The sequence below is a fragment of the Pararhizobium capsulatum DSM 1112 genome (genome assembly GCF_030814475.1).
GTDB lineage: Bacteria > Pseudomonadota > Alphaproteobacteria > Rhizobiales > Rhizobiaceae > Pararhizobium > Pararhizobium capsulatum.
In genome coordinates this window covers 3,097,034-3,111,491 of the sequence record NZ_JAUSVF010000001.1, presented here as the reverse complement: position 1 = coordinate 3,111,491, position 14,458 = coordinate 3,097,034, and the positions used below count along the sequence as shown (strand labels likewise).

Below are 14,458 nucleotides of genomic sequence, written 5' to 3'. Positions count from 1 at the left end.
TAGGATGAGGTTGCGCGGGCTCTACCATGGTCGTTTGCGGAACGCAAAGAAGCGGCGGCTATTTTGCGCCGGGGATCCAGGGCGGTGCTGGCGTGTCGCGACCGGAAATGGTGCGCAACACGGCCCGGGTGGAAGCTGGAAACAGTGACAGCCACGGCAGAAGCAGGCGGCGAAGTCCTGTGAGGACCGGATTGCTCAGCGTCACGAATGCCGTATTGCGCCGCGTTGCCTTGATTACGGTTTCGATGGCCGGCATGCGCAACTCGGAATATTCCTCTTCCCGCCGTTCTGAAATTAGCCACGCCAGCCAGCAGGCATCCTCGATACCGAGATTCATGCCACGGGCGCCGATCGGCGAGTGGACATGGGCGGCATCGCCAGCGAGGAAAACCCGGCCGCGCCGCATGCTTTCGACATGGCGAAAGCTGATGCGAAACGAGGAAACCCACGGCTTGTCCCGAACTTCGGCGGGATGCTCGATGATGGTCTCGAAATCCTCGCGCGTGGAGATGTAGCGGATCGTGTCTTCCCGCACGGGGATACGGGCAAGCACGCCGGGGTTCAGGAAATTTCCTTCCGCGTAGTTTGTCTCGATGGGACGGGTATAGCGGTAGTCGGCCAGGTGGAACGGCATGTCGATACTGCTGCCGGGAAAGGTAAAGCCGCAATTTTCCCGTACAACCGAATGAGCACCATCGGCGCCGACGAGAATATTCGGTGAGACTGTCTCGCTGGTGCCGTCGGCATGGCGCAGCAGGACCTGAGGCTTGTCTATCCCGCCTTCCACATGCGCGACAGCGGTCTGCCATTCCGGCGTGATATGGTGCTGTGCCAGCAAGTTGATGAGAATATTTTCTGTTTCGCCTTGGGGCAGGGCGTAGAGCGGCGAGTAACGGCCGCGCAGCCGCGCCGTGTCAACCGTGAGCAGCGTCTTGCCGCGGGAGGCAACGCGAAACCGGTTGATCCGGCGAGCCTTGTGGAGGATGAGGGCCGTCGCGCCGCATTCTTCGAGCAGCGTCAATGTGCGGGCATTGACCCCGAGTGCCCGGCTCTCGTTGGCTGGCGTCGGCCCAGCTGCTTTTGCAACAAGGCGAGGGCGCATGCCGCGCCTGACGAGCTCCAGTGCCAGAGCAAGACCGACCGGGCCGGCCCCGGCAATCAGAATGGACGTTTCCGGTCGTGCTTCCATCAAGCCCCCGCCGTGGCTGCATTATCCCTTCAGCAGATTTTCCAGTTTCTTGACGGCAATGTCCGGATTTTCACCGTAGGCAATGGTGCCGGTGAAGCGGCCGTTGGCATCAAGCAGAAAAACGGATGCTGTGTGATCCATCGTATAGTCGCCATCCGGCTTGCTTTCGTCCAGCGGAATTTTCCGGGCATAGACGCGGAAGCCCTTGACCATTTCCATCACGGCATCCGCCGGGCCGGAAATGCCGGTGATGCGCTTGGAGACGTTGGAGACATACTGCCCAAGGATTTCCGGTGTGTCCCGTTCCGGATCGACGGAGACGAAATAGGCCTGGAGCTTTGTGCCCGTCGGATCGACCTTTTCCAGCCAGCCGTTCAGTTCGAAGAGGGTCGTCGGGCAGACTTCCGGGCAATGGGTAAATCCGAAGAATACCGCCGTCGGTTTGCCGGTAAAGGCTTTTTCAGTGATCGGCTGGCCGCTCTGCGAGACCAGTGTGAAGGGGACGCCGAAGGGGCCGGACGCCATGTCGGTCTTCGGAGCCGTCATCTCATAGGTGAACCAGCCGAGAATGGCTGCGACGACGGCAACAGCCGCCCAGAGAATGATGCGAAGCGTTTTCATGGGAATAGGCCCTGGTCTGCGATCAAAAGATCTGCATCAGATAGTCCTTCGGTCCGGGGAGCGCAATGCCGCGGAGTGGCAGGACAAGCAGAGAGATGAGCGGCAAATCGATGCACCGGCGGCAGCCGACGAAGGTCGTCAAAGACACCAGGACATGCCCGCGCTGCCAAGCGCACGGACGATTTCCGCGCCCTGCGTGGCCCAGCCGAACAGGGCGACGCCAAGAATGGCGACGCCCCCGGCAACAAGCGCGGTGCCGAAGATCGAGACAACAACCGAGTGGCGAGCCATATCCTGCATATCGTTATGATAATGCATTGGCGGGCATCTGAACAGGCGATGGGTGTCGGATCCAGCTCGTTAGAATTCGGCTAATATTTTAGCAAATGTTTAATTTGTTCCTGAGAGTTTGAAACGGCGCGAGGAGGGGCAAGTCATTACAAGTCCCTCTATCGACATGACGTCGCGGGCCGGCGCTGCCCAATGCTCAAGTTACCGGAAAAGCGCCAGTGGGCGCTCAGCAGAACGGACCGCGCATGACGACGTCACCCAAATTCGACAGAAAACTCTCAGTCAACAGCCGCTTCGCGACGCTCGGCGCAGCTGCTCTTCTTGGCTTCGGATCAATGATCTCGGTCGGCTGGTACGAGAGCAGTGCCGTGGCAGATGCGCTCGACAAGGCCGAAGTCGCACAGGCTTCGATTGCCAAGGCGAGCGATCTTCGCCTGACCAGTGTTCAACTCGTTCTGGCGGCCATGGACACGATCGTCGATCGGGGAGACGGTGCTGTTGCACCCGAGCGCGTAAAGGTCATTTCTGAATCTGTTGCGACGCTTGAAACCGGGCGGAACGACATGCTCGCCATCGCAACAGCGGCCGCCAAGCCGGAACTCATGACCAGCTATGATGCCGATCTCGCAGAGCTTAAGAAGGGCATCTCGGTCGATCTCAAAAACCTCGTCGAGACGCGCGCACCCGCCGAAGCATTCGACGCTATTGATGATGTGATCGATGGAGCGGGCGACCGCTTCACGACAACGCTGGGTCAGCTTACGGGTGTTGCCGCGGAAATGTTGTCCGCCCGCGTCCATGAAGCGAATGAAGACTCTGCTCGTTCCATCGCCTTGCAGATCGGACTGGGCCTTCTGGCTATGATCTCGCTGCTCAGCATCCTTGTCTTCCACGGTAATGTGCTGCGGCGTGGCATCTTTGCGGCGCGCGACAATATGCGGTCCATTCTGAACGGCGACTACAAGACGACTGTGTCCGGTGTCTCGCGCGGTGACGAGATTGGCGAAATGGCGCGCGGCGTCGAAGCCTTTCGGCTTGCTGCGGTCGAAAAGCAGGCACTGGAGGCCGCTGCTGCTGAAAACCGTACACAAAGCGAAGTTGACCGCGCAGAGCGCGAGGCAGCCCGCAATGCCGAGGCACGCGAAATCGACTATGCGGTCACTCATATCGGCGAAGGGCTACGTCGCCTTTCCGAAGGGGATCTTTCCACTGCCATTCTTGAACAGTTCCGGCCTGACCTCGAATCGCTGCGTCTGAGCTTCAACCAGACGGTTGAGAAGCTGCAGCAAGCGCTTTTGAATGTTCGCGAAAACTCCATCTCCATCGATGCCAGCGGCCGCCAGATGCGCGGTGCCGCCGACGATCTTGCCCGCCGTACCGAACAGCAGGCCGCTTCGCTGGAGGAAACATCTGCGGCGCTGGATCAAATCACAGTCACGGTGCGAACCGCTACCCAGCGGGCCGAAGAAGCAAGCCATATGGTCGACTCGACCCGCGCCAATGCTGCGGAATCCAGCCGGATCGTCGGTGAAGCGATGCAGGCGATGAGCCGCATCGAGAATGCCTCCAGCGAGATCGGCAAGATCATCAACGTTATCGACGAGATCGCCTTCCAGACCAATCTTCTGGCACTCAACGCCGGTGTCGAGGCCGCGCGTGCCGGAGAAGCCGGCAAAGGCTTCGCCGTCGTTGCCCAGGAGGTACGCGAACTTGCACAGCGCGCCGCTGGTGCAGCCAAGGACATCAAGGCGCTCGTGACCCGCTCCAGCACGGAAGTTGGGACGGGCGTGAAGCTGGTCGAGGCGACCGGCGAGGCGCTCGGTCGCATCGCTTCGGAGGTCCTGCGCATCAACGAGCACATGGCCTCGATCGTCTCCGCCGCCCGCGAACAATCGACCGGCCTGCAGGAAATCAACACCGCCGTCGGCCAACTCGACCAGATGACGCAGCAGAATGCGGCCATGGTCGAGGAGACGAACGCTGCAAGTCATACCCTGGCCCAGGACGCCGAAAATCTCAGCGGACTCATTGGCCAGTTCAAGCTCGGAGCCGGTGCCTCCGCACCTGCCACCGTTCGCGCGCCGGTCCGTGCCGCTACCGCAGTGACGTCGCGCCCTGTTCCATCTCCCGCAAAAGCCCTGATGGGCAAGCTTGCAGGCGCCTTCAAACCATCCTCGGTGCCGATGGCATCGGGCTCCGCAGAAAACTGGGAAGAATTTTGATCATGTCCAACGCTATCAAACAGTCCGGCGCCTACCTCGAAATCGTCTCCTTTCACCTCGGTGATCAGGAATTCTGCATCGATATCATGGCCATCCGCGAAATCCGCGGCTGGGCACCGGTCACGCCGATGCCGCATACGCCGCCTTATGTTCTTGGCCTGATCAACCTGCGTGGCGCCGTTATCCCGGTCATCGACATGGCCTGCCGTCTCGGCATGAAGATGACGGAACCATCGGAACGCTCGGCGATCATCGTCACTGACATCGCCGGCAAGCTAGTCGGTCTGCTGGTCGAGCAGGTTTCCGACATGATGACAATCAAGAGCGAAGACCTGCAGCCTGCTCCGGAAATCATTCCGGAAACCCAGCGCGCCTTCTGCCGCGGTATCGTCGCTCTCGAAAAGACCATGGTCTGCTTCCTCAACCTCGACACGGTCATTGCCGACGAGCTGGCACAGGCTGCTTAAGTCTCTATGGACCCAGAGAATAGTCCATCAACGCCGCCTCCTGTGGGCGGCGTTTTGTCGTGTTTGACGCGTGGCGTTTCCTGCCTATGTTACGGGTGTATTCATCGCTGAGGATTTGCGCCCCGTGAAATGTTTGCTGCTTGTCGATATCCAGAACGGTTTTTGCTCCGGTGGCAACCTTGCAGTGCCAGGTGGTGAGGAGGTCGTCGAGATTGCCAACCAGCTGACGGCGGAAGGTGGCTATGATCTCATCGTGGCCTCGCAGGATTGGCACCCGGCCGATCACGGGAGCTTTGCTTCCCAGCATCCGGGCAGCGCACCTTTCGAGGTGGGAACGCTCGGTGGCAAGCCGCAGATGATGTGGCCGGACCACTGCATGCAGGGAACCGTCGATGCGGAGTTCCATCCGGATCTGGACACGTCCGGTTTCGACCATATCCAGCGCAAGGGCATGAATGTCGCGGTCGATAGCTATTCGGCCTTCCGCGACAATGACCACATGGCCTTGACGGGTCTTTCCGACTTTCTTGCAAAGCAAAAGATCGACAGGCTCGATATAGCCGGGCTTGCGACGGACTATTGCGTGAAATTCTCCGCGCTGGACGCCCGGGAAATGCTGCCGGATGTCAAAGTGCGCTTCATCGAAGATGCCAGCCGCGGCATAACACCTGATGGCGTGAAGCAGGCTATCGATGAGATGGTTCGCGCCGGTGTCGTTGTCGTCAACAGCGCTGACGTGCTCGCTGAGGCTGATGGAGAGGTCCGCACGGTTACTTCGGCGGGCCGTTCTTCCAAGTAACCGGTTGATTGAAGAGGGGCACGGTGGAGATCGACATCTTCGCCGAGCCGTCCGTTAACTCGCGAGAGTGGGCAAGGTAAATCAGCGTGTTGTTCGCCTTGTCGTAGATCCGTGTCACCACGAGTTTCTTCCAGATCAGCGAGAGACCCTCGCGAAACACTTCCTCTCCGCCCTTGGAGAGGTCGATATCGCCGATCGTGACCGGTCCGGTCTGCTGGCAGGCGATCGAATTGTTGGATGGATCTTCGAACCAGTTGCCGTTCTTCAGCCGGTCGATCACGCTGCGATCGAAATAGGTGACGTGGCAGGTGATGCCCTGCACTTCAGGATCTGTCACGGCATCGATTGTGATGTCGTTGCCAAGCCAATCCACCCCGACTTCACCGACATTCTCTGCCTGCGCCGGCATTGAAAGAGTAGAAGCGACAAGGCCGGCTGCGAAGACGCGGGTGGGAAATTTCATAGACAAGCCTCCAGGGTTCTCACCTTCAGATAGGCGGTCCGGAGGCGGGTGCAAGGGTCTAACCGGTTTCCGACAAAGGCGGGATGTAAGGCCCTTTGGCAGCAGCGCGCAGTTGGGCTGCAGCGCCTGCGAGGGCTCGAGCACTGGCGCTGGCCGGCGCGGGAAAACTGTCGGCGGTGCAGAAACGGTCACGACCTGTCGCCTTCGCCTCATAGAGCGCCATGTCGGCGTGGGATATGATCTCGTTGAGCGATCGGCGCGGTTCAGAAATGGCGATGCCGATGCTGACAGAAAGGGCAATCTTCGTGCCGTCATCGAGAGACGCCGGGTTTTCCCGAACCGCCCGGCAGATCGACGCGGCAAGCTCCGATACCTCGATCCGGCCGACTGAATTCAGCACGACCCCAAACTCTTCACCACCCAGACGACCGAGAATTCCCCTTTGCCGCAGGCAGGACTGGATGACGCCGGTAAAATGCGCCAGCGCACGATCTCCTCCTGCGTGACCATGATAATCGTTGATCTGCTTGAATCGATCGATATCGAGCAGCATGAACGCCATCGGGGCGCCGACGGTGGTTGCATTGGAAAACAGCGCCTCCGCCTGCTCCAGAAATGCGCGTCGAGACAAGGCGCCGGTCAGATCGTCATGGGCGACGAGATTGCGCAGATTGGCGATCATCCAGCCATGTTGCATAAGGATGAGGCCCAGAAAGAAGATCGGCAGTCCCAGCATGCAGGCGGTCTGTAGCTGATGGGCCAACTCCTGCGGATTGATGCCCTGCAGAAGATGTTCGTTCCCGCCGACCAGGGCTGCGACCCTGAGGCCATTCAGTGCGGCAATGGCAAAGATCGTCAGTGCGGAAAAGACCAGATATGGCGCAATGGCGCGTTCCTTGCGCCATCGAAGCACCAGGGTCACCCCAACCAACAGGAAGAGGCCACAGGCGGTCGCCGATGCGAGCACGGAGGAGGCGATATGCGTCTCATGGGCAGCGAGCACGATAAGCGCGGCGATGGTGACCAGAACCGACGCGACGTGAACCGGACGCAGGGCAGGGCGTCCCAGAAACTCCCGTATTCCAGACAGAATCATCAGGCATGACGCCACCATCATCATGGTTCCAAGTGGCATGTTCATCACGTTCGGGAGGATGTCGGCAAGCAGCGCGCTTGAAATGAACAAGAGGGCAAACAGGCAGCCAAGGCCAAAGGAGAGCACTCCCGGCGCGCCGCTCGTGCGCAACGAGACGAGAACGGGCAGCATCACGGCCAGCGACATGGCCGCTATGGTGAGAAGAATATCCATGAATGCTGTTCCTGACGGAATCGGTTGTTCTGACCCGATCTGCTTTGCGGGTACGTGCGATTGGTATTCAGGCGGCTTTAATTTTGTCTGCGAAAATTCGTTTCAATTTTAACCGATCCGTTCGCAAAGGTTCAATTTCCACCACTGAGGTGAAAAGCCGCCTCCGGAATGATCACTGCCGACTGTCTCAAGCCTCGGACATCCGGAAATGTTCCGATTTTTACAATTGTAATTCAAAACAAATTGATTGTTAGAATTAATGCGTTTATATTTGCTGTATACCGCAAATATCTTAGTTTTATATCAGAGTAATTTTTTATATTAATATTTTTTTTGTTTAAATTCATGGAATGGATTTTATATTTAATAATATTGTCGGTGCTGCAAAGGGTCCTGACGTCAACCTCCTCCTGGCATTTTGTCCAAGCTCAAGGCGTTCTTGCTCAGGGCGGGTCGCTTAATCGAGATCTGGGAAAATGTCGCTGGTGGAAGCGTTAAACTCTTCACATCACAGAAACGCGCCAATTCCTTCGCAGCCGCAGGATATGATTGCCATTCTAGTTAATTCTAGGGAGCCGTTTTCTTAGCATGGCCTTAATTTCTCCGCGATGCGCAGGCTTAAGCGCCCATATCCTTTTCAGCGCTAATTTTGCCCACCCCCAAGACAGGGAGACGACGTAAAGGAATTGCTTACCATAATTTGTCATTCTTCCCGAAAGCCGGGGTTTCGCGGCGATGTCCGTCAGGGCTCGCCGAAGTTCGTCCTCGGTACCGGTGATGACGCGTGTGTTGGTCTTGCCGGAACGAGTAACGCGTTTTCGGGTACCAGTATCATGGCGTCAGCGGTTCATACCTCCTCTCGTGCCGGCATAGCCGGCAAGTCGGCTGCCGGCACCCGCGGGTCTCGGCAGTTCATCGGCGGCGCAGCCGCCCTCGGAATGGTCGTTGCCGCGTCGGCCTGGGCTATCGCGACATTTGCCACCATGCAGGGCATGGCGCACTCGTCTCCCGGTTCTGCCCACTTCGAGACGTCGCTTGGCCTGAAGGCTATCGACCGTTCGGCACCGCAGATGCGCAATGTGCAACTTGCAAAATTCTCTCGGCTGCCCGGGCTGAAGCTGGAGCTTGATGCGATTGCGTCTGCGGCCCCTGTCAAGGCGGTCGTGGCGACGGCAGGCGCAAAGCTGGAAGTCGCAGCACTCACCAAGGCGCTGACACGCTCCATGATAGTGGTGGCGAGGGCCGAGAGCCTGACCACCGGCTCGATCCCGACCACCGTCGATGGCAAGCCGGCCAGCATGGCGACGGCGCTGCTTGAGCCCGCCAAGATCGAACCGGGTGGTCTTACCAAGCCCTTCAACCTCGTCATGAGTGACGAGGATCAGGCGATGCATCGAGGCCTGCCGGGCGAAGGTCCTATGCCGCTGAAACGGCCGGGCGACCTGCCGAAGAGCCTTGCAGCCAAGGAAATGGATGACAAGGCCGTCGGTAACCGTCCCGCCAAGGTGAAGGAACTCGCCTACGCAAAGCCGGACATGAAGGTCTTTGAAGACGACGACGAAAACGACGCGAAGCCGAACTTCCGCGGCCGCAGGGGTACCGCGTACTACGATATCTCCGCCGGTGTCGTTTACATGCCGAACGGCGAGCGGCTCGAGGCCCATTCCGGCATCGGCAAGATGCGTGACAATCCGGACTTCGTCCACATCAAGATGAGAGGCCCGACGCCGCCCGGCACCTACAAGGTGACGCTGCGCGAAACCCTGTTTCATGGCGTCGAAGCCGTACGCCTGACGCCGACCAATGGCGTGGCACCGCATGGCCGCGTCGGCCTGCTGGCGCACAGCTACCTGTTGCGCAACCGCGGCGACAGCCACGGCTGTGTCGCCTTTGCCAATTACCCGAAGTTCCTGAAGGCCTTCAAGCGTGGGGAAATCACCCACATGGTCATCGTTGAAAGCATGAAGGGCGGTTTCTCCGCACCGAAGAAGACCCTGGCATCCCTGTTCTCTCGGGATTCGTAAGGCCGATCTGAAATAGATACGGGTCTTTATTCCGGCCGCGGCTTCATCGAAGCTGCGGCTTTTTCGTATCTGCACGGGTTTTGCTCGAAGCGCAGTTGGGATACGTGGTTTGAAGCTGCGTCGATTGCGGATGTGCAAGGGGAACGGAACATGGATCTCGGAATCAAGGGCAAACGCGCACTGGTGCTTGGCGGCAGCAAGGGGCTCGGGCGCGGAATAGCGACGGCTCTGGCGACCGAGGGCGCCGATGTCGCCATCACAGGGAGAAATGCGGTGAATGCGGAGAAAGCCGCCGCCGAGATCGCGCCATCTGCAAAGGGCTTTGCCCTCGACCTTGGCGACCAGAGCGCGGTGGATCCGTTTCTGGACCTTATCATTTCCGAATTCGGTGAGATCGATATCCTGGTCCTGAACGGCGGCGGGCCGCCCCAAAGTCTCGCCTCTGATATTGACCCGCAATTCTGGCGGGCACAATTCGATACGATGGTCGTTGCGGGGATGCGCATCACCAACCGACTTCTTCCGACGATGCGGCAAAATCGCTGGGGTCGTATCATGGCAGTCGCATCGACCAGTATTCGCGAACCCATTCCCGGCCTTACCGCCTCCAATGCGCTGAGAAGCGCCGTTGCCGGATGGATGAAGACATTGGCGACCGAAGTTGCGCCTGATGGCGTGACCGTGAACATGCTGCTGCCCGGCCGGCTGGCGACGGATCGAACGCTGAGTTTCGACCGTATGGACGCGGCAGCCGAGGGGCTGAGTTACGATGCGGTTGCCGCGCGCAGCCAGGCGGACATTCCGATCGGCCGCTATGGAACGCCAGCCGAATTTGGGGCTGCGGCAGCCTTTCTTGCCAGCGTGCAGGCGGGTTACATCACTGGTGTTGCAATCCCCATTGACGGCGGTCTCAGCCGGTCGATGCTTTAAAATGGTTTCTCTATGAAAACTTCACACAATCCGGGATGTTCTACAACGCTCGCCCTGGTGTTCATTCTATGAGCGGTTCCGTATCCGGGGATGGCAGATGCGTATCTTTCTTGTTCGCCACGGCGAATCCCTCGGCAATATCGACGGGCGGGCCTACCGTCAGTTCGGGGATCACAACGTTCCGCTGACGCAGTGGGGTCACCGGCAGGCCATGGATGCGGGGGGCGCTATCGCGGCCCATCTGCAAGCCACTTCGAGCGGGGGCTATCGGAAGCTGGATATCTGGTATTCGCCTTTCTTAAGGACACGGCAGAGCAAGGATGCCCTTCTCGACGCTCTTCCCGGCGAATTCGTCGGTGATGTCAGGGAAGACTATCTGTTGCGGGAACAAGATTTCGGGCTGTTCACGGAGATTTATGACCGAGCCGAGCAGAGTGAGAAGTTTCCCGAGGAATTCGAGAAATGGGCGAGGCTGCGCAGCAACAGCGGCAAATTCTACGCCCGGCCACCGGACGGCGAGAGCCGGGCGGATGTGGCGCAGCGGGTCAGGCTGTTTCTTTCGACTGTCATGCATGATGTCGAGAAAGGCCGCGACACCATCGCGATCGTCGGTCACGGGGTTACTAATCGGGCGTTTGAAATGAATTTCCTGAACCACACTGTCGATTGGTTCGAGCGGTCCGATAATCCCGGAAATGCCGATGTCACCTTGATCGAGGGGACGGGGGAGCGCGGTTATACGTCGACCCTGCTGCATCAGGCGGCCGACCGACAGGAGGGGCAGGGCGGCGCGTTTCGCGATGCCTATGGCGCTGAGCTTGCTCTGGTGAAGCCTGATAGTTCGGGCGAGGGTGGCTAGTAGGGGATCAGCTGTCAGATGTGTGTTGCGGCGAGCTGGCTGAGCTCAAGGTTCAGGATTTTGCCGCGCGGCGCTTCGGTGCGCTTGCACGCTTTGCCGGAGGAGGCGGGGCTTCGGCTTCGGCGAGTTCCTGCTGCAGGCGCAAGGCCCGCAGTTTCTCGGTCTTGTTGTCACGGGCAGAGGATTCCGCTGCGATGATGGCGCGGGCCATCTCGTCGGTTGCGGCGGCCTTGTCGCGGGCCGAAAGTTTTGCCGGGGTGAGCGGGTCCTTCTTGAGGGCCGTCCCTTCGTCCTTGGTTTCTGTCAAGGTACTCTCCTTCCCGTCATATAGTGGTGGTCAGCGGGCGCCGCATGGTTTGCGCGGCGCCTCTTGTCTTGGGACGCGCTTAGCGGGCCGTGGGAACAGCCTTCTTCGGCATCGGCAGCAGGCCTTCGCGCTGCAGCTTCTTGCGGGTGAGCTTGCGCTGGCGGCGAATGGCTTCGGCCTTTTCGCGGACCCGCTTTTCCGACGGCTTTTCATAGGCGCTGCGCGCCTTCATTTCCCGGAACACACCTTCGCGCTGCATCTTCTTTTTCAACACGCGCAGGGCCTGATCGACATTGTTGTCTCTGACGAGAACTTGCAAAACGATATCCTTTCGTTGGCGGCCTTAAAGAGGCCCAATGGGTGACATGCGATCCACGCGTGGGATCGCGCAATTATTTGCCGGGCTTCGTCGTCAGCGGCTTCAGCCACGACTTGCCCATCGGCGCGGCAGTCTTTTCGCGGGGCTGGCCGCCGCGCGAGGTCGTGGGTGTTTCGTCTATGTCGACGTCTGCCTCCACCACCCGGCGTTCGAAATTCTCGTGCTCGAAGCGCACCCGGTACTGGAACCGGCCGTAATCGCTCGGCAAGACGCCGACGACAGTGCAGGTTCGGTCGGCCATGGAGCTGTGGGTCAGGCCGGATCGCATGACCAGCGTATCGCCCGGCTTGTACTTCGGTGCAGGCACGAGACGTCCTCCCAACAGGCCCGAAGACCACCCGGTCAAAGAAACAAAAAAGGCCGGGCTTCCCCGACCTCTTCCAAATCACTCAGCGTTTGCTGCCAGTACATCCGTGGTCAGCTATCGCGAATGACAATTATGCGTCGCGCAGGTTGTCGGCAGAATTCTTGCCGGACTTCTTGTCGCGAACGAGATCGTAGGTGATCTTCTGGCCTTCGTTGAGGCCGCGCATGCCAGCGCGCTCAACAGCCGAGATATGAACGAAAACGTCCGTCGAGCCGTCTTCCGGCTGGATGAAGCCAAAACCCTTGGTTCCGTTGAACCACTTGACTGTACCTGTATTCATAACGATTTCCTTTCAATCGTTCGTACCACCGGGTAAACTATTTTCCGGTTTCTATCGATGTTGAGAGGATATCTGACGTCGCGCAAAAGCGCTTTCGCAAAGGTCGCAAGCAATATTCGATAGGGTCTATATAGACATATTCCTCGGATAAGCAATGGCAAGAACCGAATAAAACTTTTTCGGGCGTCTCTCAATTCGATGCGAAGCGACTGAAAATACGACTATTTCAGCGAATTATTTTCCAGCTTTATCATAACACATCAGGCGCCGGAAACTGGGCGCATGTCTCTGTTTTGCAGTTCTTTTTCATCTCGGCGGCATCCTGTCGAATTTCGGGAGGGCCGGATCGAGGTGATCCCAGGGGTGTCCGGCTGCGGTCCAGGAGACCAGCTGCGGCTGGTAGCGGCCCGGATCATCGAGGCTTGCCGGCGTGACGATGAACACGGCTGGCATATCGGGAAATGTCAGTGAGACGGGCGAGCCGCATGTCGGGCAGAAGCCGCGCTGCTTCACGGTGCCGTCATCGCCGACGGTCTGCCAGTGCGACAGGTCTCCGTCGATCTTCACTTCGGCCGCAACAAAGGTCAGGTGCGATTGATGCCCGGTGCCGCTGTCTCGCTGGCATTGCCGGCACTGGCAGTCGAGCATGACGGCCGGTTCGCCTGAAATCTCGTAACGGATCGCGCCGCAGGCGCAGCCACCGGTATAGGACGTGCTCATGTCGTTCTCCTCCTGTTGCTTCAATGCAGTGTTTGCGAAGACGCTTCCTCGGTGACCACGGTGTCGAGCCGCTGGACCACCTTCTTCCAGCCCTCGCTCATGTTGCGGTAGGCGGTGTCGTTCCTGGGAAGGACGAAGCCGGAATGGGTGAGGCGCAGGCGGGTTCCCGTCTCGGCCTTCGAGAGGACGAAGGTGACCACCGTCTCCAGTTTCGAGCCATAGCCTTCATTGCCCTCATGGCCGCCCCTCCAGGCGTAGGACAGGCGCTCATTCGCCACGACCTCCAGCACCTCACAATGAATTGTGCCGTCCCATGCGCCGGCCGGGTTGGTCTGGAAGGTAAAACGGCTTCCGACCACGGCTTCGAAGCCCTTTGGCGCCATCAGCCAGCGGCTGATGAGGTCGCCTGAGGTCAGGGCTTTCCAGATGACATCAACCGCATGCGGGAAGACCTCGTCGATCATGATGGCCTGCGTATCCGGTTTCACGGTCTGGTTCATGGGTCGATTTCCTTCAGCAGGGTTCTGAGATCGGCGAAGCGTTCGCGCCAGAAGACGCCATAATGGCTCATCCAGTGGGCCAGGGGATCCAGCCCACCGGGCTGGGCGCGATAATAGACATTGCGACCCTCGGGCCGCTCGCTGACAAGGCCCGCCTGTTTCAGCGACTTCAGATGCTGGGAGATGGCGCCCTGCGTGACATTGCTGCCGCGGGTGAGCTCGACGACGGTGATCTCGTCGGAATTGACAATGCGCTCGAACACCGCCCGCCGCGTGGGATCGGCAAGGGCGCGCATGACGGCGGTGATGGTTTCAGCCTGGATCATGGAGAAATGAATAGCGGATGCTAATTGATTAGTCAATGCTATTTAATCTATGTATCGCTTTGGGGCAGAAGGGGCCTGTTCAAACAGACACGGGTGCGCCTTCACGCGGCATGTTTCGCCCGTGGTTTGGGATGAGAACTCGGCCGGGGCACATCGGGTGCCTGATTGGTAAGTAATAGATGACACACGATGTGCCCCGTCTCGGTGGTTTTTACCTGCAACTCCGGTTCCTCTGCAAAGACGGTACCCCTTGCGGTGGGACCGAAGTCAGGAGGCATTTGCGCCACCAGCCGTCTGCTTGTGTGCCTCACAGGCACGCCCCGCTCTCTTTCAAGCGAGAGGGAAACCATTTTCTGCAAGCCCCCTTGGCCGCGCCTGCGTTTCAAACCCAGACCAAAGGCACCG

The 14,458-nt window shown here is 59.1% G+C and carries 18 protein-coding genes; 6 read left to right on the top strand and 12 right to left on the bottom strand.

Annotated elements, in window-relative coordinates:
* Positions 1 to 58 precede the first annotated feature (58 nt).
* The 3 genes from QO002_RS15155 to QO002_RS15145 form a co-directional block, all read right to left on the bottom strand.
* Entirely contained in the window at positions 59 to 1,189 is a 1,131-nt protein-coding gene (locus QO002_RS15155) for an FAD-dependent oxidoreductase (protein ID WP_307231079.1), read from the bottom strand.
* A gap of 21 nt (positions 1,190 to 1,210) precedes the next feature.
* Positions 1,211 to 1,810, bottom strand: coding sequence for an SCO family protein (locus tag QO002_RS15150; RefSeq protein WP_307231076.1), 600 nt, complete (start codon positions 1,808 to 1,810; stop codon positions 1,211 to 1,213).
* A gap of 138 nt (positions 1,811 to 1,948) precedes the next feature.
* Positions 1,949 to 2,101 carry a hypothetical protein gene (locus tag QO002_RS15145; protein WP_307231075.1) on the bottom strand — a complete coding sequence of 51 codons (153 nt, stop codon included), beginning with the start codon at positions 2,099 to 2,101 and terminating at the stop codon, positions 1,949 to 1,951.
* Positions 2,102 to 2,346: 245 nt separating this feature from the next.
* On the opposite strand from QO002_RS15145, the gene QO002_RS15140 reads away from it, so the two are divergent.
* The 3 genes from QO002_RS15140 to pncA all read left to right on the top strand — a co-directional run bounded on the left by QO002_RS15140 (position 2,347) and on the right by pncA (position 5,589).
* Positions 2,347 to 4,323, top strand: coding sequence for a methyl-accepting chemotaxis protein (locus QO002_RS15140; RefSeq protein WP_307231073.1), 1,977 nt, complete (start codon positions 2,347 to 2,349; stop codon positions 4,321 to 4,323).
* A gap of 2 nt (positions 4,324 to 4,325) precedes the next feature.
* A complete protein-coding gene (locus QO002_RS15135; protein WP_307231070.1) occupies positions 4,326 to 4,790 on the top strand; it encodes a chemotaxis protein CheW in 465 nt (154 codons plus the stop codon).
* 124 nt (positions 4,791 to 4,914) lie between these two features.
* Positions 4,915 to 5,589 carry a bifunctional nicotinamidase/pyrazinamidase gene (gene pncA / locus QO002_RS15130; RefSeq protein WP_307231068.1) on the top strand — a complete coding sequence of 225 codons (675 nt, stop codon included), beginning with the start codon at positions 4,915 to 4,917 and terminating at the stop codon, positions 5,587 to 5,589.
* Here pncA and QO002_RS15125 read toward each other — a convergent pair.
* Together QO002_RS15125 and QO002_RS15120 are read right to left on the bottom strand one after the other, a co-directional pair.
* Positions 5,561 to 6,052, bottom strand: a complete 492-nt coding sequence (locus QO002_RS15125; RefSeq protein ID WP_370878500.1) for a CreA family protein — start codon at positions 6,050 to 6,052, stop codon at positions 5,561 to 5,563. The genes pncA and QO002_RS15125 overlap by 29 nt on opposite strands.
* Before the next feature lie 58 nt (positions 6,053 to 6,110).
* Complete coding sequence (locus QO002_RS15120) at positions 6,111 to 7,361, bottom strand: GGDEF domain-containing protein (RefSeq protein WP_307231065.1); 1,251 nt, start codon at positions 7,359 to 7,361, stop codon at positions 6,111 to 6,113.
* 833 nt (positions 7,362 to 8,194) lie between these two features.
* Between QO002_RS15120 and QO002_RS15115 the strand changes: the two genes are divergently transcribed.
* The 3 genes from QO002_RS15115 (at position 8,195) to QO002_RS15105 (ending at position 11,174) form a co-directional block, all read left to right on the top strand.
* Complete coding sequence (locus QO002_RS15115; RefSeq protein WP_307231063.1) at positions 8,195 to 9,385, top strand: DUF2778 domain-containing protein; 1,191 nt, start codon at positions 8,195 to 8,197, stop codon at positions 9,383 to 9,385.
* A gap of 150 nt (positions 9,386 to 9,535) precedes the next feature.
* A complete protein-coding gene (locus QO002_RS15110; RefSeq protein WP_307231061.1) occupies positions 9,536 to 10,315 on the top strand; it encodes an SDR family oxidoreductase in 780 nt (259 codons plus the stop codon).
* Positions 10,316 to 10,412: 97 nt separating this feature from the next.
* On the top strand, positions 10,413 to 11,174 hold the full coding sequence (locus tag QO002_RS15105; RefSeq protein ID WP_307231059.1) for a histidine phosphatase family protein: 762 nt from the start codon (positions 10,413 to 10,415) through the stop codon (positions 11,172 to 11,174).
* A 52-nt stretch (positions 11,175 to 11,226) separates the two neighbouring features.
* On the opposite strand, the gene QO002_RS15100 is transcribed toward QO002_RS15105, so the two are convergent.
* The 7 genes from QO002_RS15100 to QO002_RS15070 form a co-directional block, all read right to left on the bottom strand.
* The gene (locus QO002_RS15100) at positions 11,227 to 11,481 is read right to left on the bottom strand and encodes a hypothetical protein (protein WP_307231057.1); all 255 of its coding nucleotides are present in this window, start codon (positions 11,479 to 11,481) and stop codon (positions 11,227 to 11,229) included.
* A gap of 79 nt (positions 11,482 to 11,560) precedes the next feature.
* Positions 11,561 to 11,800: a 30S ribosomal protein S21 gene (gene rpsU / locus QO002_RS15095; RefSeq protein WP_307231055.1), complete on the bottom strand. Its 240-nt coding sequence runs from the start codon at positions 11,798 to 11,800 to the stop codon at positions 11,561 to 11,563.
* 73 nt (positions 11,801 to 11,873) lie between these two features.
* Positions 11,874 to 12,167 carry a cold-shock protein gene (locus tag QO002_RS15090; protein WP_307231053.1) on the bottom strand — a complete coding sequence of 98 codons (294 nt, stop codon included), beginning with the start codon at positions 12,165 to 12,167 and terminating at the stop codon, positions 11,874 to 11,876.
* 130 nt (positions 12,168 to 12,297) lie between these two features.
* Positions 12,298 to 12,507, bottom strand: coding sequence for a cold-shock protein (locus QO002_RS15085; RefSeq protein WP_307231051.1), 210 nt, complete (start codon positions 12,505 to 12,507; stop codon positions 12,298 to 12,300).
* A 306-nt stretch (positions 12,508 to 12,813) separates the two neighbouring features.
* On the bottom strand, positions 12,814 to 13,227 hold the full coding sequence (locus QO002_RS15080; protein WP_307231049.1) for a GFA family protein: 414 nt from the start codon (positions 13,225 to 13,227) through the stop codon (positions 12,814 to 12,816).
* 20 nt (positions 13,228 to 13,247) lie between these two features.
* Complete coding sequence (locus tag QO002_RS15075) at positions 13,248 to 13,727, bottom strand: SRPBCC family protein (protein WP_307231047.1); 480 nt, start codon at positions 13,725 to 13,727, stop codon at positions 13,248 to 13,250.
* The gene (locus QO002_RS15070) at positions 13,724 to 14,053 is read right to left on the bottom strand and encodes an ArsR/SmtB family transcription factor (RefSeq protein WP_307231045.1); all 330 of its coding nucleotides are present in this window, start codon (positions 14,051 to 14,053) and stop codon (positions 13,724 to 13,726) included. Before QO002_RS15070 ends, QO002_RS15075 begins: the two co-directional genes overlap by 4 nt.
* Between the last annotated feature and the right edge of the window lie 405 nt (positions 14,054 to 14,458).